The 19805-nt window shown below is 55.0% G+C and carries 21 protein-coding genes; 12 read left to right on the forward strand and 9 right to left on the reverse strand.

The window, feature by feature from the left end; genetic code table 11:
• The first annotated feature begins 53 nt into the window (after nucleotides 1-53).
• Complete coding sequence (locus J2X14_RS05320) at nucleotides 54-407, forward strand: RidA family protein (RefSeq protein WP_352410191.1); 354 nt, start codon at nucleotides 54-56, stop codon at nucleotides 405-407.
• On the opposite strand, the gene J2X14_RS05325 is transcribed toward J2X14_RS05320, so the two are convergent.
• Nucleotides 408-596, reverse strand: a complete 189-nt coding sequence (locus J2X14_RS05325; protein ID WP_352410192.1) for a YoaH family protein — start codon at nucleotides 594-596, stop codon at nucleotides 408-410.
• Between the two features lie 160 nt (nucleotides 597-756).
• Between J2X14_RS05325 and pabB the strand changes: the two genes are divergently transcribed.
• From pabB to pdeD, 4 genes are all read left to right on the forward strand, one after another.
• Nucleotides 757-2142, forward strand: a complete 1386-nt coding sequence (gene pabB, locus J2X14_RS05330) for an aminodeoxychorismate synthase component 1 (protein ID WP_352410609.1) — start codon at nucleotides 757-759, stop codon at nucleotides 2140-2142.
• Nucleotides 2120-2707: a CoA pyrophosphatase gene (locus tag J2X14_RS05335; RefSeq protein WP_352410193.1), complete on the forward strand. Its 588-nt coding sequence runs from the start codon at nucleotides 2120-2122 to the stop codon at nucleotides 2705-2707. The genes pabB and J2X14_RS05335 overlap by 23 nt, the downstream gene beginning before the upstream one ends.
• Before the next feature lie 211 nt (nucleotides 2708-2918).
• A complete protein-coding gene (locus J2X14_RS05340) occupies nucleotides 2919-4283 on the forward strand; it encodes an L-serine ammonia-lyase (RefSeq protein WP_352410194.1) in 1365 nt (454 codons plus the stop codon).
• Nucleotides 4284-4810: 527 nt separating this feature from the next.
• Nucleotides 4811-6370 carry a cyclic di-3',5'-guanosine monophosphate phosphodiesterase PdeD gene (gene pdeD / locus J2X14_RS05345; protein ID WP_352410195.1) on the forward strand — a complete coding sequence of 520 codons (1560 nt, stop codon included), beginning with the start codon at nucleotides 4811-4813 and terminating at the stop codon, nucleotides 6368-6370.
• A gap of 29 nt (nucleotides 6371-6399) precedes the next feature.
• Here pdeD and J2X14_RS05350 read toward each other — a convergent pair whose 3' ends face one another.
• Complete coding sequence (locus J2X14_RS05350) at nucleotides 6400-7968, reverse strand: TerC family protein (protein WP_352410196.1); 1569 nt, start codon at nucleotides 7966-7968, stop codon at nucleotides 6400-6402.
• 521 nt (nucleotides 7969-8489) lie between these two features.
• Here J2X14_RS05350 and manX point away from each other — a divergent pair.
• The 5 genes from manX (at nucleotide 8490) to mntP (ending at nucleotide 12685) form a co-directional block, all read left to right on the forward strand.
• Entirely contained in the window at nucleotides 8490-9461 is a 972-nt protein-coding gene (manX, locus tag J2X14_RS05355) for a PTS mannose transporter subunit IIAB (protein ID WP_352410197.1), read from the forward strand.
• Between the two features lie 65 nt (nucleotides 9462-9526).
• Nucleotides 9527-10333, forward strand: a complete 807-nt coding sequence (locus tag J2X14_RS05360; protein WP_352410198.1) for a PTS mannose/fructose/sorbose transporter subunit IIC — start codon at nucleotides 9527-9529, stop codon at nucleotides 10331-10333.
• Nucleotides 10334-10344: 11 nt separating this feature from the next.
• Nucleotides 10345-11193 (forward strand): PTS mannose transporter subunit IID, encoded by an 849-nt coding sequence (locus J2X14_RS05365; RefSeq protein ID WP_352410199.1) that lies wholly within the window; start codon nucleotides 10345-10347, stop codon nucleotides 11191-11193.
• Between the two features lie 85 nt (nucleotides 11194-11278).
• Nucleotides 11279-11737, forward strand: a complete 459-nt coding sequence (locus J2X14_RS05370) for a DUF986 family protein (RefSeq protein WP_352410200.1) — start codon at nucleotides 11279-11281, stop codon at nucleotides 11735-11737.
• Between the two features lie 378 nt (nucleotides 11738-12115).
• Nucleotides 12116-12685, forward strand: coding sequence for a manganese efflux pump MntP (mntP, locus tag J2X14_RS05375; protein WP_352410201.1), 570 nt, complete (start codon nucleotides 12116-12118; stop codon nucleotides 12683-12685).
• A gap of 9 nt (nucleotides 12686-12694) precedes the next feature.
• Here the strand turns inward: mntP and rlmA are convergent, their stop codons facing one another.
• The 5 genes from rlmA to J2X14_RS05400 all read right to left on the reverse strand — a co-directional run bounded on the left by rlmA (nucleotide 12695) and on the right by J2X14_RS05400 (nucleotide 15855).
• On the reverse strand, nucleotides 12695-13501 hold the full coding sequence (gene rlmA / locus J2X14_RS05380; RefSeq protein WP_352410202.1) for a 23S rRNA (guanine(745)-N(1))-methyltransferase: 807 nt from the start codon (nucleotides 13499-13501) through the stop codon (nucleotides 12695-12697).
• Between the two features lie 152 nt (nucleotides 13502-13653).
• Nucleotides 13654-13863, reverse strand: a complete 210-nt coding sequence (gene cspE / locus J2X14_RS05385; protein ID WP_001062678.1) for a transcription antiterminator/RNA stability regulator CspE — start codon at nucleotides 13861-13863, stop codon at nucleotides 13654-13656.
• On the reverse strand, nucleotides 13850-14017 hold the full coding sequence (locus tag J2X14_RS05390; RefSeq protein WP_352410203.1) for a DUF2627 domain-containing protein: 168 nt from the start codon (nucleotides 14015-14017) through the stop codon (nucleotides 13850-13852). The genes cspE and J2X14_RS05390 overlap by 14 nt, the downstream gene beginning before the upstream one ends.
• A 539-nt stretch (nucleotides 14018-14556) precedes the next feature.
• A complete protein-coding gene (locus J2X14_RS05395; RefSeq protein ID WP_352410204.1) occupies nucleotides 14557-15561 on the reverse strand; it encodes an MBL fold metallo-hydrolase in 1005 nt (334 codons plus the stop codon).
• Between the two features lie 27 nt (nucleotides 15562-15588).
• On the reverse strand, nucleotides 15589-15855 hold the full coding sequence (locus tag J2X14_RS05400) for a YebO family protein (protein ID WP_352410205.1): 267 nt from the start codon (nucleotides 15853-15855) through the stop codon (nucleotides 15589-15591).
• Between the two features lie 179 nt (nucleotides 15856-16034).
• Here J2X14_RS05400 and J2X14_RS05405 point away from each other — a divergent pair, with 179 nt between their 5' ends.
• Complete coding sequence (locus J2X14_RS05405; RefSeq protein ID WP_352410206.1) at nucleotides 16035-16277, forward strand: YobH family protein; 243 nt, start codon at nucleotides 16035-16037, stop codon at nucleotides 16275-16277.
• A 40-nt stretch (nucleotides 16278-16317) separates the two neighbouring features.
• Here J2X14_RS05405 and kdgR read toward each other — a convergent pair whose 3' ends face one another.
• Nucleotides 16318-17109 (reverse strand): DNA-binding transcriptional regulator KdgR, encoded by a 792-nt coding sequence (kdgR, locus tag J2X14_RS05410; protein ID WP_352410207.1) that lies wholly within the window; start codon nucleotides 17107-17109, stop codon nucleotides 16318-16320.
• A 188-nt stretch (nucleotides 17110-17297) separates the two neighbouring features.
• On the opposite strand from kdgR, the gene J2X14_RS05415 reads away from it, so the two are divergent.
• Nucleotides 17298-18677, forward strand: coding sequence for an MFS transporter (locus J2X14_RS05415; protein WP_352410208.1), 1380 nt, complete (start codon nucleotides 17298-17300; stop codon nucleotides 18675-18677).
• A 162-nt stretch (nucleotides 18678-18839) separates the two neighbouring features.
• Here the strand turns inward: J2X14_RS05415 and htpX are convergent, their stop codons facing one another.
• Nucleotides 18840-19721, reverse strand: coding sequence for a protease HtpX (htpX, locus tag J2X14_RS05420; protein ID WP_352410209.1), 882 nt, complete (start codon nucleotides 19719-19721; stop codon nucleotides 18840-18842).
• Nucleotides 19722-19805 lie beyond the last annotated feature (84 nt).

A 19805-nucleotide genomic window follows, 5' to 3' on the forward strand; every position in this document is an offset into this window, starting at 1 on the left:
AGGGCCAGAGTGTGCCAGGCTAACCACGAAAAAATGGAATAAGGAAATAAACTATGTCAGTTACTCGTATCGATCCTGAACATCGTATGTCGGAAGCGGTCATCCACAACGATACTGTCTACTATACCAGCGTGCCGGAAAACCTGGATGAGGACGCAGAAGCCCAAACGGCGAATGCGCTGGCGGTTATTGACCAGCTGCTGACACGCGTGGGCTCGGATAAAAGCCGCATTCTGGACGCCACGATTTTTCTGGTTGATAAAGCGGATTTCGCCGCGATGAATCGGGCCTGGGATGCCTGGGTGTCGCCAGGCAACGCGCCGGTGCGCTGTACCGTTCAGGCCGGTTTGATGAACCCAAAATATAAAGTGGAAATCAAAGTTATCGCCGCGTTAAATCCCGCCTGATTAGGCGTCGTCTTCTTCATCGTCTTCGAAGAGCGCCGCAACATGTCCGCCAGTATGCGTCTGGCGGATCTCCTGCGCCACGCGGGTAATCGCCTCACCGCTGCTCATGCCGTCGGCCATCAGCTGATGAATGCGTTCCACCGCCTGCTGCTGCTGTTCATGGCTTAACGCCGGTAAACCTGTAAACATAATGGCTCCTGTTAATAAGTGAAAACTCACCACCGCGCGCCTGCAGTTGCGGCATGGGGTTGGTCAGCCTGCTGGATATTTTACGATAAACAAACAGATGCCAGCCGCAGAAAAATATGCCAGGCTTGCCGTTTGACCACCACACATGCTGCTGAACGTGATGCCCGTAGTCTACCACGCTTTACCCTATACGCCTGATGCGCTTTCTGAACTCTTTAGTCGCGTAGCACATTTGCCCTGGGCGATGCTGCTCAGCTCTGGCTCGGCCGATCACCCTGACAGCCGCTTCGATATCATGGTTGCCGATCCGCTGGCGACGCTGGAAACACGCGGCGCGGTTACCTGCATACGCAAAGGTGACGTTGTCACCGAATCGACCGCCGATCCGCTGCATTTACTGGAAGCCGAGCAGGCCGCCCTGCTTCCTGCCATGCCTTCACGAGATGATCTGCCGTTTCAGGGTGGCGCGCTTGGCCTGTTTGGCTATGATTTAGGCCGCCGCTTTGAGCGCCTGCCGCAGCTGGCCGAGGCGGATATCAGCACGCCAGATATGGCGGTAGGCATCTATAACTGGGCGCTGATTGCCGACCATCAGCAACAAACGTTAACGCTGGTGGATCACCAGCCGCAAGCAGAGCGGCTGCGCTGGTTGCACGCCCTGCCCGCGCCGCCTGCCGCCGCGCCTTTTCGCCTGACCCGCCGCTGGCAGTCAAATATGACGGCGGACGGCTATCGTGAGCGTTTCGATCGTATCCAGGCCTGGCTACAGGCGGGCGACTGTTATCAGGTCAACCTGGCGCAACGTTTTCAGGCAAGCTATCAAGGCGATGAGTGGCAGGCGTTTCAGCGGCTGAACCACAGCAACCGCGCCCCTTTCAGCGCGTTTTTACGCCTGCCTGAAAGCGTGATCCTTAGCCTGTCGCCGGAGCGTTTTCTTGCGTTGCAGGATGGGGTGATTGAAACGCGCCCGATCAAGGGGACGCTGCCGCGTCTGGCGGATGAGCAGGCCGATCGGCTACAGGCACGCAGGCTGGCGGAATCGGAAAAGGATCGCGCCGAGAATCTGATGATTGTCGATCTGCTGCGCAATGATATCGGCCGCGTAGCGGTGCCCGGCAGCGTACGGGTACCGGAGCTGTTTGTGGTGGAGCCCTTTCCTGCCGTTCATCATCTGGTCAGCACTATTCGCGCGCGTCTGCAGCCGGAGCTGAGCGCGGGCGATTTGCTGCGCGCCTGTTTTCCGGGCGGCTCGATTACCGGTGCGCCCAAGGTGCGGGCAATGGAGATTATTGAAGCGTTAGAGCCGCAGCGTCGTAACGCCTGGTGCGGCAGCATCGGTTATTTGAGCTGCTGCGGCACTATGGATAGCAGCATTACCATTCGCACGCTGATTGCCGAAGGCGGTCAGCTTTATTGCGCTGCGGGCGGCGGCATTGTCGCTGACAGCGAAGCCGGGCTGGAATATCAGGAGACGCTGCATAAGCTGGCTCGTATTTTACCGTTGCTGGAGGATGGAGCGCCCGATGACCTTGCCGCTGACGCTTGATACTTTTTTAACGCGCTTTCAGCTACAGCCGCCGATGCCAGCGCCGACGCTTTTGCCTGCCCGGCGTCAGGCGGCGGTACTGGTGCCGATTGTCGCCCGCGCGGAGCCGGGCCTGCTGCTGACGCGGCGTGCGCCCTGGCTGCGCAAACATGCGGGCCAGGTGGCTTTTCCCGGCGGCATGCGTGATGACAGCGATCCCTCTCTGGCCTTTACCGCGCTGCGTGAGGCGCACGAAGAGATCGCCTTACAGGCGCAGGATGTGCGCCTGATTGGCACACTGCCGGTGGTGGGCAGCAGCAGCGGCTTTCAGGTGACGCCGGTGGTGGGCATTATTCCGCCCGATTTACCCCTGCAGCCCAGCGCTGATGAGGTTGATGCTATTTTTGAGATGCCGTTGCAGGAGGCGCTGCGCCTTTCACGTTATACACCGCTGGAGATGCATCGCGCGGGCATTACGCATCAGGTCTGGCTTTCCTGGTATCAGGATTATTTTGTCTGGGGCATGACGGCGGGCATTATTCGCCAGCTTAGCTTACAAATTCTGCCAGAACTGGCGACAGGTTAACCAAATAAAAATTGGGCAAAAAGTACCCTTCCCGTGATTTTTCACTAAATATTCCCTGGTTAGCGATCCAAATCACTTCCTTATTCCCACAAAGTAGTTATATTTGGCGCGCAATTCGCCGGGAAGTTTCTGAGGCGTTGCTGGTGAGTGTTGTCGGGTATAGACGCAGCGCATTTTCCGCTGCGAAATTAATGATAAAGGAGCGTGTAGCGTGATTAGCGTTTTCGACATGTTTAAGATCGGCATTGGCCCGTCGAGTTCCCATACGTTGGGCCCAATGAAAGCCGGCAAACAGTTTGTCGATGATTTGAGCCACGATAATCGGCTACTGGACGTTACGCGCATCGCCGTGGAGGTGTACGGTTCGCTGTCGCTTACCGGTAAAGGGCACCATACCGATATCGCCATTATCATGGGCCTTTCCGGCGCCTCGCCTGAGAGCGTGGATATCGATGCGATTCCGGCGTTTATTCGTGATGTTGAGCAGCGCGAGCGTCTGCTGCTGGCGAATGGTCAGCATGAGGTCGATTTTCCGCGCGAAGGCGGCATGAATTTCCGCAGCGAAAATCTTTCTCGCCATGAGAATGCCATGCGTATTCATGCGTTCGCGGGCGATATCTGTATCTACAGCAAAACGTATTATTCTATCGGCGGCGGCTTTATCGTTGATGACGAGCATTTTGGCGAGTCGGTGCTGGATGAAGTTTCCGTGCCTTACGCCTTTAATTCGGCGAAAGAGCTGCTGGCGCACTGTCGGGAAACCGGTCTCTCCGTGTCTGGCCTGGTGATGAAGAACGAGCTGGCATTGCACAGCCGTCAGGAGATCGAGAGCTATTTCGCTGCCGTCTGGCAGACGATGCGCGACTGTATCGATCGTGGGCTGAATACTGAAGGCGTGTTGCCGGGTCCGCTGCGTGTACCGCGTCGTGCCGCTGCGCTGCGCCGGATGCTGGTTTCTTCAGGTAAGCATTCTAACGATCCAATGATTGTGATCGACTGGGTGAATATGTTTGCGCTGGCGGTGAATGAAGAGAACGCAGCCGGTGGACGCGTGGTTACCGCGCCAACTAACGGTGCCTGCGGTATCGTGCCTGCGGTGCTGGCTTATTACGATCATTTTATCGAGTCGGTGAGTCCTGAGATTTTTATCCGTTATTTTCTGGCGTCGGGCGCGGTGGGCGTGCTGTATAAGATGAACGCCTCTATTTCCGGTGCCGAGGTGGGCTGTCAGGGCGAGGTGGGCGTAGCCTGTTCGATGGCGGCGGCTGGTCTGGCTGAGTTGCTGGGTGCCAGCCCGGAGCAGGTGTGCGTTGCCGCAGAGATTGGCATGGAGCATAACCTGGGTTTGACCTGCGATCCGGTTGCTGGTCAGGTGCAGGTTCCCTGTATTGAGCGTAACGCTATCGCATCGGTGAAGGCGATCAATTCGGCGCGTATGGCGCTGCGTCGTACCAGTGAGCCGCGCGTGTCGTTGGATAAGGTGATCGAGACGATGTACGAGACCGGCAAGGATATGAATGCCAAGTATCGTGAGACGTCTCGCGGCGGTCTGGCGATTAAGGTGCAGTGCGATTAAGCGTCTGCCTGCGCGGGAAGCCTGGGCGGCGCAGGGTTCACTGAAGGTGGCTGCGCGGCAAGCCTAGGGGCGGCGTGGAGTTCAATCACGGTGCCTGCGCAGGAAGCCCAGGCCGATCGTAAAGACGCAAACAGCGTCATCCCTGACAGCTCGACCCGCGCCATCCATGGCGCGGGACGCTTTACTCTTCTGCCTGGGCTTCCCCCGCCTTAAGGTTGGTGTGGGTTGTTTGGGCTTCCCGCGCTTTGAGATTGGTGCCGTTTGTCTGGGCTTCCCTCGCTTTGAGATTGGTGTCGTTTGTCTGGCCTTCCCGCGCTTTGCGCCTGGTGTGGGCTGTCTGGGCTTGCCGCGCGCGACATTATTTCCCTCGTTTGGATTAGCTGCTGCGTAGCGGGCGCGGCTCGCTGCCTGCCGATTTTCGCCGGTGTCTGCCGAAGCTTCTTTTTCTCTAACCTGGCTAAACTTAATCACGCAATTGCCGATATGAAACTGTCGGAATTTTATTTGGATGTTAAGGGCGGCTACGGATGCAAATATCCCAGCAGATTATTGGACAACTTCGTCGTAAAAGGCTGTTTATCGCGTCGATAGTCGCTGCACTGGTGCTTATCCTTACATTAACCTTTCGTTTTTTCGAAGAAAAAAAACGCATTGAACAGCAATCACATCAGTTTGCCAGCAACGCTATTCAGCGTTTCGATCGCCTTTTTTCACCGCTGGATGTGGCCGCGAATAATACGCTTGGGCTGATCGGGCTGAAATGTAACGATATCCGCTTTCTGCTGCATGAAAAGATCTCCGCCATGCAGACCGTACGCGCCATTCTGCTGGTGGATAATGACCGCATTTACTGCTCCAGCGTGTTTGGCGATCGCGCTATTCTGTTCAGCGAAACTTATCCCGAACTGGCGATTTATAATCAGCGCATGGCGCTGAGCGTGGACGGTTTTCTGATAAAAGGTTCGCCTGTTTTACTGCTCTGGACCGCCAGCACGCTGGATAACCGTAGCGGTATCTTGCAGGTGATTAATATCGAACTGATGAGCCGTTACCTGCTGGAGCCAACGCTGCCGTGGGTCGAGCGCGCAATTTTTAACGTCGGCGGCAAGAGCCTGGAATATGGCAATCCGTTGATTGAAAACACCGGGCCTGCGGAGGATGAGGTGAGCTACCAACAGTCCTCGCTGCGCTATCCCTTTACCATTACGCTCTATGGCCCCGCACCGGCACATCTGGCGTTGTTGACGCTGCCTTCGCAGTTGCCGCTCGCTCTGCTGCTGAGTTTGCTGACCGGTTATATCGTCTGGCTGGCTACCGCCAACCGTATGAGCTTCTCATGGCAAATCAGCTATGGCCTGTCGGCACGAGAATTTATGGTTTACTGCCAGCCGCTGATCGATAGCCGTACCGGCGACTGCGACGGCATTGAGCTGCTGCTGCGTTGGCATAACCCGCGCCAGGGCTGGGTGCCGCCGGATCTGTTTATTCCGCTGGCGGAACGCCATAATCTGATCGCGCCCCTGACCCGCTTTGTTCTCACCGAAACCGTGCGCTGTTTGCCGCAGCTGCCGCAGAGCGCCGGTTTCCATATTGCGATCAACGTGGCTGCCAGCCATTTCCATAACCGGGCCATTATCGATGATCTGCAGAATATCTGGTGGCCAGCCAATCCCCTGCCGCGGCTGGTGGTGGAGTTAACCGAGCGCGACGCCTTGCCGCTGATGGATCAAAGCGTGGTGGCGCAGCTGCAGCAGTCTGGTATTCGGGTTGCCATTGATGACTTTGGCACCGGCCATAGCTCGCTTTCCTATCTGAAAACCCTAAGCCCGGATGTCCTGAAACTGGATAAGATTTTTACCGCCGCGATCGGCACCGATGCGATTAACGCCACGGTAACGGATATGGTGATTTCTCTGGCGCAGCGCCTGCATATCAGGCTGGTGGCGGAAGGCGTGGAAACCGCCGAGCAGGCCAGTTACCTGTGCCAGCGCGGCGTGGATAGCTTACAGGGATATTATTATGCGCGACCGATGCCGCTGGAAATGTTTCCGGCATGGCTGGCCCAGCATCGGGCCAGCATGAGTTAACAGCCGGAACCTGCGTTCCGGCCAGGACATCAGCCTTCTTCTTCCTCGTCGTGCGGGCGATCTTTGGTAATCCGTACCAGATCGATGCGATAGTCGGTCGCTTCTACTACCACGAAGTGCAGCGGCGGCATATCAATCGTCTCGCCCGGCAACGGCAGCTGGCCTTTCTGCGCAATCAGCAGGCCTGCCAGCGAAGCATAATCATCGCCCGGCTTCACCAGACCGAAATAGTCCAGCCGTTGCTCCAGCGAGTGCAGATCGGTGCCGCCTTTTGCTAACCAACTGTCACCATCGACAACGATATCCGGCGTTTCATCTTCATCCGGGAACTCACCGGCAATCGCTTCCAGCACATCCAGCGGCGTTACCAGCCCCTGCACCACGCCAAATTCGTTGGTGACCAGCACGAAACTGCCCTTCGCCCGGCGCAGCACGGCCAGCAGGTTAATCGGGTCCAGCGTTTCCGGCACAATCAGCGGTGGCGATGAAGCGGCAAAGGTGTGGATATTGGTGCCATGATCCAGCGCCACCAGCAGGTCTTTCGCACGCACAATGCCGATAACCTCATCCAGTTCGCCACGACAAACCGGGAACAGGCTGTGCGGCGTATCCAGCAGCTGCATACGGATCTCTTCCAGCGGCTTGGTAGCATCAACCCAGGAAATATCGCCGCGCGGCGTCATAATGCTGCGAATCGAGCGCGATGCCAGCGTAAGCACGCCGTTGATCATATAGCGCTCTTCATCCTTAAAGGTTTCCTGCGGCAGCGTCTGATCTTCCGCTGCATTTTGCCCGTTTTCACCGTTCGTTGCGCCGCCGCGACGGCCGCCCATCAAACGTAAAATCGCTTCTGCGGTGCGCTCACGCATCGGGCGATGCGACTGATGGCGGATAAAGTTACGTCGTGCGATCTGGTTGAACATCTCAATCAGGATCGAGAAGCCAATCGCCGCGTAGAGATAGCCTTTCGGAATATGGAAACCAAAGCCTTCCGCGACCAGACTCAAACCGATCATCAACAGGAAGCTCAGACACAACACCACCACCGTCGGATGCGCATTCACAAAGTTCGTCAGCGGTTTCGACGCCAGCAGCATAATGCCCATCGCAATAATCACGGCGGTCATCATGACCGGCAGATGGTTCACCATGCCCACGGCGGTAATCACCGCATCCAGCGAGAACACCGCATCCAGCACCACAATCTGCGTAACTACCGCCCAGAAGCTGGCGTAGCTGCGGTTGCCGCTACCGTCATGGGGACGGCTTTCCAGCCGTTCATGCAGTTCCATCGTGGCCTTGAACAGCAGGAAAAGACCACCCGCCAGCAGAATGAGATCGCGTCCGGCAAAGCTGAACTGACCGATGCTAAACAGCGGTCGGGTCAGGGTTACCATCCATGAAATCAATGACAGCAAGCCCAGACGCATGATCAGCGCCAGCGACAGGCCAATCAGGCGCGCTTTATCGCGCTGTTTAGGCGGCAGCTTATCGGCAAGGATGGCGATAAAAACCAGGTTATCGATCCCCAGCACGATCTCCAGAACAATAAGCGTCAGCAGACCGGCCCAAATCGAAGGGTCTAAAAATATTTCCATTACAGACTCCGAAAAAAGCAGCAGGAAAACCGAACGCCGGGTTCAAAAACCGTAGCGCGGCAGAAAGGAACAGCAGAAACGCGTGTGACGCCGGAAGGCGTTAAGCAAGAAGCCGGATGACCCGGTGGCATGAAGAAAAGTCGTCTGTGACAGTCCATAGGGAGGGCTGAGGCCCGTTACTCCTGTAGCGAAAAAGAGAAGGTGATATTAACAGCTGCCATATTGTCGTCAAAAGAATTTCTTAAAGTTAACAAAAATTTACGTTTGTTTGATTGCATACCCAATTATTCGTATCGAAATGGTAAGGCAATAAATAAATGAGGCGGGTCACATAATTTATTTTTTCACTCACTAAAATAAATCGCGACGTTATCTTTAGGTTGTCAGTTATATAAAAAGAAGCGCTCCGCTGACGGCAAGGCTTGCACATTTATTACCGTTAAAACCAGCATAGCTCAGATAACAGCGTTGGCGAATCAGTGTTGGACTGAATCGCTCAATAATGAAAACGGAGGTAGCAAGTGACTATTGCTATTGTAATTGGCACACACGGTTGGGCGGCGGAGCAGCTGCTCAAAACCGCGGAGATGCTGTTAGGCGAGCAGCAAAACGTCGGCTGGATAGACTTCGTGCCCGGCGAAAATGCTGAGACCCTGATTGAAAAATACCATGCGCGTCTCGCTGAGCTTGATACCAGCCAGGGCGTGCTTTTTTTGGTCGACACCTGGGGAGGCAGCCCGTTTAACGCGGCCAGCCGTATCGTGGTAGATAAAGAGCGGCATGAGGTTATTGCTGGCGTCAACATTCCGATGCTGGTGGAAACTCTGATGGCGCGGGATGACGACCCCGCATTTGATGAGTTGATCGCCACGGCGGTGGAAGCCGGGCGTGAAGGGGTAAAAGCGCTGAAGGCCAAAGCGCCGGAACCGGTTGCGGCCCCTGCCCCGGCGGCCGCTGCTGCCCGTTCTGCTGCGCCACAGGCGCCGCTGGGCCCTGATGATCATATGAAAATTGGTCTGGTGCGCATCGATGACCGTTTGATTCACGGTCAGGTGGCGACGCGCTGGACCAAAGAGACCAATGTTACACGCATTATTGTTGTCAGCGATGAGGTCGCCGCCGACAACGTGCGTAAAACGCTGCTGACTCAGGTGGCGCCGCCGGGCGTCAGCGCGCACGTGGTGGATGTGGATAAAATGGTGCGCGTCTGGAACAACCCGAAATATGCCCGCGATCGCGTCATGCTGCTGTTCACCAACCCGACTGACGTGGTGCGGGTTGTTGAGCAGGGCGTGGAGGTGAAATCAGTCAACATCGGCGGTATGGCCTTCCGACAGGGGAAAACGCAGGTCAACAATGCCGTATCCGTGGATAACAACGATATTGAAGCGTTCAAAAAACTCAACGCGCGCGGTATCGAGCTGGAAGTCAGAAAAGTGTCCAACGATCCACGGCTGAAGATGATGGATCTGATCGCCAAAATGAATCACTGATTGCCATCCCACACGCCTGATATTTCAGGTGTCACGTAGTTTTACTCTGTCACAGGAGAAGTGCAATGGAAGTCACCACTCTACAAATTGTGCTGGTGTTTATTGTTGCCTGTATTGCCGGTGTGGAATCGATTCTGGATGAGTTCCAGTTTCACCGCCCGCTGGTGGCCTGTACCTTAATCGGCGCGGTGCTGGGCGATATGAAAACCGGCATTATCATCGGCGGCACGCTGGAAATGATCGCACTAGGCTGGATGAATATCGGGGCCGCCGTCGCGCCGGATGCCGCGCTGGCTTCGATTATCTCTACCATTCTGGTGATTGCCGGTGGACAAAGCATCGGTGCCGGCATCGCGCTGGCGATCCCGCTGGCTGCTGCCGGTCAGGTGTTAACCATTATCGTGCGTACCATTACCGTGGCTTTCCAGCACGCGGCCGATAAAGCGGCGGAAAAAGGCAACCTCAGCGCCATTTCCTGGATTCATGTCACCGCGCTGATTTTGCAGGCGATGCGTATCGCTATCCCTGCGGTGATTGTTGCCGTTTCCGTCGGCACCGATGCGGTCCAGACCATGCTGAACTCCATCCCGGAAGTAGTCACCAGCGGCCTGAATATTGCGGGCGGCATGATTGTGGTGGTGGGTTACGCGATGGTGATCAATATGATGCGCGCTGGCTATTTGATGCCGTTTTTCTACCTGGGCTTTGTTACCGCCGCCTTTACCGATTTCAACCTGGTTGCGCTGGGCGTGATTGGCGTGGTGATGGCTGCGCTCTATATCCAGCTCAGTCCCAAATATAACCGTGCCGCTGGTGGCGCTGCGCCTGCTTCAGGCTCCGCCCGTAACGACCTGGATAACGAATTAGATTAAGGGGTGTGAACATGGTAGATACAACCACAGCAACGGCAAAAAAACTGACGCGCGGCGATGTGCGCAGCGTCTTCCTGCGATCTAACCTCTTCCAGGGGTCATGGAACTTTGAACGTATGCAGGCGCTGGGCTTCTGCTACTCAATGGTTCCGGCGATCCGCCGCCTGTACCCGGAAAACAATGAAGAGCGCCGTCAGGCGATTAAGCGGCACCTGGAGTTTTTTAATACACATCCCTATCCGGCAGCGCCGATTCTGGGCGTCACGCTGGCCATGGAAGAGCAACGGGCCAACGGCGCGCCGATTGATGACGCGGCAATCAATGGTATTAAGGTTGGCCTGATGGGGCCGCTGGCGGGCGTGGGCGATCCCATCTTCTGGGGCACCATGCGTCCGGTTTTCGCTGCGCTCGGTGCCGGTATCGCGATGAGCGGCAGCCTGCTCGGTCCCCTACTGTTCTTTATACTGTTTAACGCGGTGCGCCTGCTGTTCCGCTACTACGGCGTGGCGTATGGCTACCGTAAAGGGGTGGATATTGTTAATGATATGGGCGGCGGCTTTCTGCAAAAGTTGACGGAGGGCGCGTCGATTCTCGGCCTGTTTGTGATGGGGGCGCTGGTTAACAAGTGGACGCACGTTAACATCCCGCTGGTGGTATCGCGCATTACCGATCAAACCGGTAAAACCACCGTGACCACCGTTCAGACCATCCTTGATCAGCTGATGCCGGGACTGGTGCCATTGCTGCTCACCTTCGCCTGTATGTGGCTGCTACGCCGTAAAGTCAACGCGCTGTGGATCATTATTGGCTTCTTTGTGATTGGTATTTTTGGTTACTGGATCGGCCTGCTGGGCCTGTAATCAGCCTGTCTGACGGCCAGTCGCTCACCCGCCTGGCCGTTTTTTTATCCTGCTTTGTGTTACTGGCGTTAAGTGAGGAGTCGCCATGTCGTTAACCGACGTTGTTCTGGTGCTGTTTATTGCTCTGCTGCTGCTGTACGCCATTTACGATCAATGGATTATGCCGCGCCGTCACGGTAAGACGCTGCTGCGCGTGCCGCTACAGCGCCGCAGTAAAATCGATAATATTATCTTTATCGGACTGATAATGATTCTTATTTATAATAACGTTACCCAGCAAGGCCCGGTAATAACCACCACATTATTAATGGCATTAATAGCGGTAGCCGTTTATCTCTCGTGGATCCGTACGCCTCAGTTATTACTGAAACCACAGGGACTTTTCTTTGCTAACGCCTGGGTTAATTATGACCGTATAAAAGGTATGAATTTATCTGAAGACGGAGTTCTGGTTATTCAACTCGAGCAGCGCAACCTGTTAATCCGGGTGAAAAAACTGGACGATTTGGAGAGGATCTACCACGTAATGCTTGAAAATCAATGAGATAAAATATAGCAAAAGGCATATTCCCTTTGCTATATTATTGCACATAAATTGTCTGATTTGATTATTTCCACAGCATTCCCTTAACATTACCAGGATTATTTTTACCTCTGGTTATCAGCCTGCCATTTAATATCCCTGGCACTCTCACGTTTATATTTTATTTTGACGGAAAAAGATAATGTGGTAAGGTGAGCGCCGTTCGTGGGGAGTAGCCGATTTCTGTTTTGCTACAGAAATGCACCTGTCAACATACTCGTTGTTATAGCAACGTGGCATGTGCGACCTTTTACGGTAGGCGAGACCATTGACCGATGTGCCTGTCTGGTTGGGAAGGCGCGTCTGGTTATGGTATTCCCAGCCGAGGTTACGACTTCGATGACTTTTTCCGCTCTGCTTATTCTTGCCTTTGGCATGTCAATGGATGCGTTTGCCGTGGCTATTGGCAAAGGTGCCGCTCTGCAACGTCCCCAGCTACGCGAAGCGCTGCGCACCGGTCTGATTTTTGGTGTGATTGAGACGCTGACGCCGTTGGTGGGCTGGTCGCTTGGTCAGTTCGCAACCCATTTTGTCGCCCGCTGGGATCACTGGATCGCCTTTGTGCTGCTCTGTTTCCTTGGCGGACGGATGCTGATTGAAGGTTGCCGTGCGCAGCCCGTCGCGGCGGTGCCCTGCGCTCCGGTAAAACAGCACGGGCTTGGGCTGTTGGTAGCCACCGCCATCGCCACCAGCCTGGATGCGATGGCGATTGGCGTCAGCCTGGCGTTTATGCAGGTCAACATTGTGTTGACCGCGCTGCTGATTGGCCTTTCAACTTTTACCATGACCACTATCGGGATGTTGATTGGCCGCGTAATCGGCCCGCTGCTTGGCAAACGTGCTGAAATCCTTGGCGGCGCGGTGCTGATTGCCATTGGCGGCCAGATTCTCTGGACCCATTTCGCCTGAGTCCATCGCCTAACTGCGTCGCCAAAGACGTATGGTGAAATCCGCCTCACTGCTGAACTGCGCGCTGGCGCGTAGCGTCTGCCATACATCCGGCGTGGCGCGCCAGGCGAAGGGCGTCATTTGCAGCAGCGTCACCGCATCTTCGCTGGTCAGCATTAACGGATATGCCAGCTGCTGCTCGTTTTCCAGCGTAAAGCCCGGCAGACTTTCCGGCTGCGTATCGTGTAATTTGACCTGTGAATAGATCAACCCTTTAAACTGCAACAGATGCCGTGGCCCCGGCGTCACGGTCAGCAAGCAGCCGTCATGACGTATCACGCGCGCCAGTTCATCCGCCTTGCAGGGCGCATAGATGCGCAGCACGCCATCCAGCGAGGCATCGGCAAACGGCAAACGATGGCTGGAAGCCACGCAAAAGTCGATATGACGGTAGCGCTTTGCCGCAGCCCGAACCGCTACTTTCGCCACGTCCAGCCCGCAGACGCTCGCCTGCTCTCCCAACGCATCGGCTACTGCCGCCGTGTAATACCCCTCGCCGCAGCCAATATCCAGCACGCTGGCCGTTGCCGGTAGCTGCTGCGCTAACAAAGAAGCCACATGCTGCTGTAGCGGTTGATAATAACCGGCATCAAGGAACTGCCGACGCGCCTGCATCATTTCCGCGCTGTCGCCGGGTTCTTTGGAGCGCTTATGCTGCACGGGCAGCAGATTGACATAGCCCTCTTTCGCCCGATCGAACTGGTGCTGTTGCGCGCAGCGCCAGCTGTGTTGAACCAGCGTTAGGGGCTGCTGACAGAGGGGACAAAGATAATCCATGGTCTCTTTCTCTGGCTGAATCAGGCGCGCAGTTTACACGCTGCAAGCCAGAGCGTCATCCGCCAAAAAAGAAAGGCCCCGGTGATTAACCGGGGCCTTTACCTTATCTTTACGCGCTACGCAAAGCGCCGCATGCAAAGAAAAACAGGCTATCAGATAGCAGTAACGTTAACCGCTGCTGGACCTTTCTGACCATCCTGAATTTCGAACTCGACGTTCTGGCCTTCAGCCAGCGTTTTGAAGCCGTTACCCTGGATAGCTGAAAAGTGAACGAACACATCTTTACTGCCGTCTGCCGGAGTAATGAAGCCAAAACCTTTTGATTCGTTGAACCACTTAACCTGACCTTTAATCTTTGCCATCTTTATAATTCCTTAGAATGTTTATTTGCCCGAAGGCGACTGACAGTAAACCAGAGACATGACTGAATGAGGCACTAATAAAAGGTTCGGCAAGGAAGCGGTATTCAACGTCAACGTCTTTACTCATTACTTCTTTACTGAATATGCCATACATAAACAGAACTGTACCTCGTTTGCTTAAATAGCGTTATCACATATTCGATAATATATGGCAAGTAATTTTTAGAGGGTGATCGACCTGCCGCACACTTATTGTGAATTCTTTACAAGCTTTGCACATTTATGCATTAACTAACGGCGCGTATTCCTCCGGGCGCAGCGCGCGCAAGGAGGCTTTACCGCGCCAGCATCCAGCTGACCGTGGGCCTGATGAGACGGGCCTCTCAACGATCGTCTCTTCCGTTCCACACTGTAGCTGAAGAATATTGCATAATTATGGCAACGTTAATTCATCTTTCTTCACCTTTTCGCCCTCTCTACAGGGCCAGTAAATAGCAGAACGCACCTCAGTATAATCCGTTACGGGCTGGCAAAAATGAGACCCTGCACCAAAAAAAGGAATATATAATTCGATCTGCCCCAAATAGATGCAGCACTATTATTTAAACGTTATTGCGAACTTTTGAATAAGGCGGAAAGCGCAAATATCAGCGTAACCGCTACGCTATTAAATGCCCTTCCGTCTTCATCAGATTATTCCTGGTTTATATTATTTAAACTGGCCCTTTCGCCTATTTTCCACGGGCGAAAACGTATTTTATTCTGCCCGGCCGCCTCCAGCGCGCGCGCCAGCTCCTGCGGCGCTTCATCCAGCGCTTCGTCAGCCAGTTCAAATACCCCCCAGTGAATAGGAATCGTGACCGGTGCGCCAATCGCCTGGTGTAACGCCACCGACTGTTGCGGATCCATATGCTGTCCCTGCATGAACCAGCGTGGTGCATAAGCACCTATCGGTAAGGCGGCCAAATTAAATGGCCCCAGGCGTCGGGCGATATCCAGCAGGTTATCGGTATAACCGCTGTCGCCCGAGAACCAAAAGTTAAGCGATGGCGTGGTAAGAGTCCAACCGCACCACAGCGAACGATTGCGGTTGTACGGCGTGCGCATACTCCAGTGACGTGCCGGAACCGCATGAAACCTGATGCCATGGCGTTGCGTCTGCTGCCACCAGTCAAGCTGCACCACATGGCGCGCGCCAGCCCGACGGAACCAAGGCTCCAGACCCAGCGGAACGATAAACTGCACCTGCGGGAAGCGGCGCAGAATAGCTTTAACGGTCGGCCTGTCGAGATGGTCGTAATGGTTATGCGAGATCAACACCCAGTCGAGAGAGGGCAAGTCGTTAATCGCCAGCGGCGCAGGCGTTTTACGCAGCGGCCCATAGAAACGCAGCGGTGAAGCGCGTTGTGAAAATACCGGATCGATTAAACCGTAGCGCCCTTCCAGCCGCAGCATGATGGCCGCATGGCCGAGCCACCACACGCTGTCCTCAGTGCCGCTCAGATCGGCCCGCTGCCACCACTGCTGGGTAAATGCCGCATAGCCCTGGCGTGGCGCTAAAGGCAGGCCCTGGGCTTTTCGCTCCTTACGCCAACGTTGTAAATCACCGGCCTGACGCAGATCAGGCTCTGGATTGCGAAAGCCTTCCGGCGTATGGTGCGGTTTTGCGGCATCGTACCAGGGATTTTCCCATTTCATTTTCCACTCCTTAGCCGGGATGAAGGTTTATCGCTCCGGGATCAGGCGGATAAAATCCTGCGCCTGCGGCTCTTCCGGCGCGTTTTCTTCCGTTGCGCCCACCCGCTGCGTTAGCTGCTGCAGAATCGCATTTTGTTTTTTCTGTTCTTCTAACAGCGCTTCCAGCAGACGAATGTGTTCGCTGGCGCGTACGCTGGCGCGATTAACAAAAAACCAGACAATCAGGCCAACCACTGCGAAAGCCATGCCAGCAATCAGCGGCATCAGGCTGGCACCGCCGTTTAACTCGTTCATAACAACCTCTGTTCTTCTTGAATTACGTCATCGATTTTACCTGGATTCGGCATAATGAATAGCCGTTGTGCTAAATGGCGCTTTAAGCATCCTCCGATCGATCTCACTCTACGGCCAGGCTATGCTGCATTCGTTTTGGTAGCGAAGCGGGAAACTTCGCCATTTTACAGGGAGACACAATGAAAATATTGCTTCGCATAGTGAGTTTACTGGCGCTGATCTGGCTGGGCTTGCTGTTAACCGGCTACGGCGTGTTGACCGGCAGCCATAAGAATGTCGCCGGTATCGGTTTGCAGTGTCAGTATTTGACGGCACGCGGCATGATCAAAGCGCAATACCTGCACAGCGACAGCGGCATTATTGGCGTGGCGGATTGTCCTTTGCTCAGAAAGACCTCTGAGGTTGTGGACAACAACGGATAAGGTTTCTGCCAGCGGCACCTGCGGGTACCGCTGGCTGCTATCAGAAAGGATAGTCGTGATAACCCAGCTGTGAAGAAAGCGTTCGCCCTGCGCGGTGCAGCATCGCGACATACTCATGCTTACGCTCTTCTGAAAAGCGGATCGTCGGGAAAGAGATACTCATACCGGCAATAACCACGCCAAAACGATCAAAAACCGGCACGGCAATGCAGCGTAATCCCTCTTCCTGCTCCTCATTATCTTCGCCAAAACCTTGCGTTTTGACCAGATCCAGCACCTCCAGCAGCGCTTCTTCGCTACCCAGAGTATGCGGCGTGCTGCGGCGGAACTCGACTTCGCGCAGAATTTCATGCACTTCGCCCCGATCGCGCCAGGCAAGCAACACTTTGCCGATCGCCGTGCTGTGCAACGGATTACGACGTCCGATACGCGAATACATACGCAGGTTATACAGCGAATCAATTTTATGAATATAAACGATGCTGTCTTCTTCCAGCGCGCCAAGGTGAATGGTCTCTTTGGTCAGCCGTGACAGCTCACGCATCTGAATATCTGCGCTGCGAATCAGATCGACGTTCTGCAACGCCCGCGCGCCCAGCTCAAACAGCTTCAGCGTAAGCGCATACTTCTCTGATTCACCTTCCTGCGAGACATAGCCCAGCGATTTCATGGTTTGCAGAAAACGATAAACGGTACTTTTTGACATCATCACGCGCTGCGACAGCTCGGTAATGCCGTTTTCACGCTCTTCGCCCAGCGCCTGTAAAATGCCAAACACTTTCAATACAGAGGAGACCGAATCCGGCTGTTTATCGCCATCTACATTCGCCATAATCAAAGCCTTTTGAAATTGTTTTATAAAAAATGGAACGCCATTTCCAGTATACGTGGCTCCTTCATCCCCAGGCAATATTTGTCCATCACAAGTGTCGTCTCCGTAACGCTTTGCCGTGGGATTTAAGTGCATCTTGCAAAAAAAATCATTAGCATGATGATATTCACCCTCTTCAATGTCTGAATATGCCTGTAACCACACCCACTGATGGCTTACCGCTGCCGCGCCGTTATGGTGCGATAGCCGCTATTGCTTTAGGAATCACCGTTGCGGTGCTTGATGGCACCATTGCCAATGTTGCGCTTCCTACCATCGCGCAAGAACTCCAGGCTAGCCCGGCGGAATCGATCTGGATTATTAACGCCTATCAGCTGGCGATTATCATCTCGCTGCTCTCTTTCTCTTTTTTGGGCGAGATGTGGGGCTATCGACGTATCTATCAGGGCGGGCTGCTGCTGTTTAGCGCAATGTCGTTGCTGTGCGCGGTTTCCGACTCGCTCGGGATGCTGACCGTGGCGCGCGTTATGCAGGGTTTTGGCGGCGCGGCGCTAATGAGCGTGAACACCGCGCTGATACGGATTATCTATCCGCAGCGCCATTTGGGGCGCGGCATGGCCATTAACGCGTTGATTGTCGCGGTCTCCAGCGCGGCTGGCCCTACCGTTGCCGCCGCAATCCTCGCCGTGGCGTCATGGCAATGGCTGTTTCTGATTAACGTCCCGGCGGGCATGCTGGCGCTGCTGCTCGCCTGGCGTTTTCTACCGGATAACACGCAAAAATCGCCGACGCAGCGTTTCGATATTATCAGCGCGGTGATGAATGCCCTGACCTTTGGCCTGCTGCTTTCGGCGCTAAGCGGCGCGGCGCAGGGCCAGGACTATCGGCTGATTGTCGCTGAGCTGCTGGCGCTGCTGGTTATCGGCACGCTGTTTATCCGACGGCAGCTAACGCTGACGTTTCCTCTGCTGCCGGTGGATTTGCTGCGCATCCCTATTTTCTCGCTGTCGATTTGTACCTCGGTCTGTTCGTTTCTGGCGCAGATGCTGGCGATGGTTTCCCTGCCCTTCTTTTTGCAAAGCGTTTTGGGCAGAAACGAGGTGGAGACCGGTTTGCTGTTAACGCCCTGGCCGCTGGCGACCATGATTATGTCCCCCATCGCCGGGCGCCTGCTGGAGCGTTTTCATGCCGGGCTGCTGGGCGGGATCGGGCTGGCTATTTTTGCCTGCGGCCTGTTTGCGCTGGCCTGGCTACCCGCTGCGCCTGGGGATGGCGATATTATCTGGCGCATGATCTTATGCGGTGCAGGCTTTGGCCTGTTTCAGTCGCCAAATAACCACACCATTATCTCTGCCGCGCCGCGCCATCGCAGCGGCGGGGCCAGCGGTATGTTAGGCACGGCACGCCTGCTGGGACAAACCAGCGGCGCCGCGCTGGTGGCGCTGATGTTTAACCTGTTTGCCACGCAAGGCACACACGCCTCGCTGCTGCTGGCGGGCCTGTTTTCCACTCTGGCCGCGCTGTTCAGTCTGTCGCGCCTGCGCCAGCCGCTGCATCGGGAAAGCTAGCCATCAGGAAGAATAACAGATTCGGATTTTCACATGAGTAGCCTTACTGGCAGAGCCAATCTGTTGCTGACCGTCTCCACAGTGGGTGATGTTCAGATAGGTATAAAAAAACCACCTCCTGAGAGGTGGTTTTTATTATCACGGCCTGACCAATCCAGATGTTTATTTCAGATACTGGCCGCTGCGCAGCGCTTCGATTCGTTTATCCAACGGCGGGTGCGACATAAAGAATTCGCTTAACGACTTCCCTTTACCATTGATACAAAACGCCATCATGCTGCCCGGCTCCTGCGGCTCATAGCTGGTTTTTAACCGCTGCAGCGCCGCAATCATTTTTTCACGACCAACCAGGCGCGCGGAACCGGCATCGGCATGGAACTCACGGTGACGCGAGAACCACATAGTGATCATGCTGGCGAGAATACCAAACAGCAGTTCCAACACCATCGACACGGCAAAATAGACCATCGGGTTACCGTTGCTGCTCTCTTCGTCGTCCCGGTTACCGGACAAAAAGCCTGCGGCGATCTGCGCCAGAATACGGGAAATAAAGATCACGAAGGTGTTCACGATGCCCTGAATCAACGTCATGGTTACCATGTCACCATTAGCGATATGGCTAATCTCATGCGCCAGCACGGCTTCCGCTTCGTCACGGCTCATGTTCTGCAACAGGCCGGTGGACACGGCGACCAGCGACGCATCACGCCGCGCGCCGGTGGCAAACGCGTTAATGTCAGGCGCGTGGTAAATCGCGACCTGCGGCATCGCGATTCCCGCCTGCTGCGCCTGACGCCCTACCGTTTCCATTAGCCAGCGTTCCGTTTCATTACGCGGCTGCTCAATCACTTCACCGCCAACGGAGCGCAGTGCCATCCATTTCGACATCAGCAGTGAAACAAACGCACCGCCGAAGCCAAACAGACCTGCCATTATCATCAGGCCCTGCACACTGCTTGACTGAATTCCTGTCAGGCTCAGAATCAGCCCGAATACCAACATCACGGCAAGGTTGGTCAGCAGGAAAAGAGCAATACGCATCATAAACTTTTATCTTCCTCAGTTAACTAAGCGCCCATGCGCGGATATACATCGTAGGGGCATCGTGGCGCATTTCAAGCATCCTTA

The sequence above is a fragment of the Mixta sp. BE291 genome (genome assembly GCF_031457955.1).
Taxonomy (GTDB): domain Bacteria; phylum Pseudomonadota; class Gammaproteobacteria; order Enterobacterales; family Enterobacteriaceae; genus Mixta.

Coding starts and splice junctions, on each gene's coding strand:
- J2X14_RS05350 (WP_352410196.1), bottom strand. CDS start 7,968: ATGGAAATATTTTTAGACCCTTCGATTTGGGCCGGTCTGCTGACGCTT.
- mntP (WP_352410201.1), top strand. CDS start 12,116: ATGACTTTTTCCGCTCTGCTTATTCTTGCCTTTGGCATGTCAATGGAT.
- htpX (WP_352410209.1), bottom strand. CDS start 19,721: ATGATGCGTATTGCTCTTTTCCTGCTGACCAACCTTGCCGTGATGTTG.
- J2X14_RS05415 (WP_352410208.1), top strand. CDS start 17,298: ATGCCTGTAACCACACCCACTGATGGCTTACCGCTGCCGCGCCGTTAT.
- rlmA (WP_352410202.1), bottom strand. CDS start 13,501: ATGGATTATCTTTGTCCCCTCTGTCAGCAGCCCCTAACGCTGGTTCAA.
- pabB (WP_352410609.1), top strand. CDS start 757: ATGCCCGTAGTCTACCACGCTTTACCCTATACGCCTGATGCGCTTTCT.
- pdeD (WP_352410195.1), top strand. CDS start 4,811: ATGCAAATATCCCAGCAGATTATTGGACAACTTCGTCGTAAAAGGCTG.
- J2X14_RS05320 (WP_352410191.1), top strand. CDS start 54: ATGTCAGTTACTCGTATCGATCCTGAACATCGTATGTCGGAAGCGGTC.
- J2X14_RS05395 (WP_352410204.1), bottom strand. CDS start 15,561: ATGAAATGGGAAAATCCCTGGTACGATGCCGCAAAACCGCACCATACG.
- J2X14_RS05365 (WP_352410199.1), top strand. CDS start 10,345: ATGGTAGATACAACCACAGCAACGGCAAAAAAACTGACGCGCGGCGAT.
- cspE (WP_001062678.1), bottom strand. CDS start 13,863: ATGGCAAAGATTAAAGGTCAGGTTAAGTGGTTCAACGAATCAAAAGGT.
- J2X14_RS05405 (WP_352410206.1), top strand. CDS start 16,035: ATGAAAATATTGCTTCGCATAGTGAGTTTACTGGCGCTGATCTGGCTG.
- J2X14_RS05400 (WP_352410205.1), bottom strand. CDS start 15,855: ATGAACGAGTTAAACGGCGGTGCCAGCCTGATGCCGCTGATTGCTGGC.
- J2X14_RS05335 (WP_352410193.1), top strand. CDS start 2,120: ATGACCTTGCCGCTGACGCTTGATACTTTTTTAACGCGCTTTCAGCTA.
- J2X14_RS05360 (WP_352410198.1), top strand. CDS start 9,527: ATGGAAGTCACCACTCTACAAATTGTGCTGGTGTTTATTGTTGCCTGT.
- J2X14_RS05325 (WP_352410192.1), bottom strand. CDS start 596: ATGTTTACAGGTTTACCGGCGTTAAGCCATGAACAGCAGCAGCAGGCG.
- J2X14_RS05370 (WP_352410200.1), top strand. CDS start 11,279: ATGTCGTTAACCGACGTTGTTCTGGTGCTGTTTATTGCTCTGCTGCTG.
- J2X14_RS05390 (WP_352410203.1), bottom strand. CDS start 14,017: ATGTATGGCATATTCAGTAAAGAAGTAATGAGTAAAGACGTTGACGTT.
- kdgR (WP_352410207.1), bottom strand. CDS start 17,109: ATGGCGAATGTAGATGGCGATAAACAGCCGGATTCGGTCTCCTCTGTA.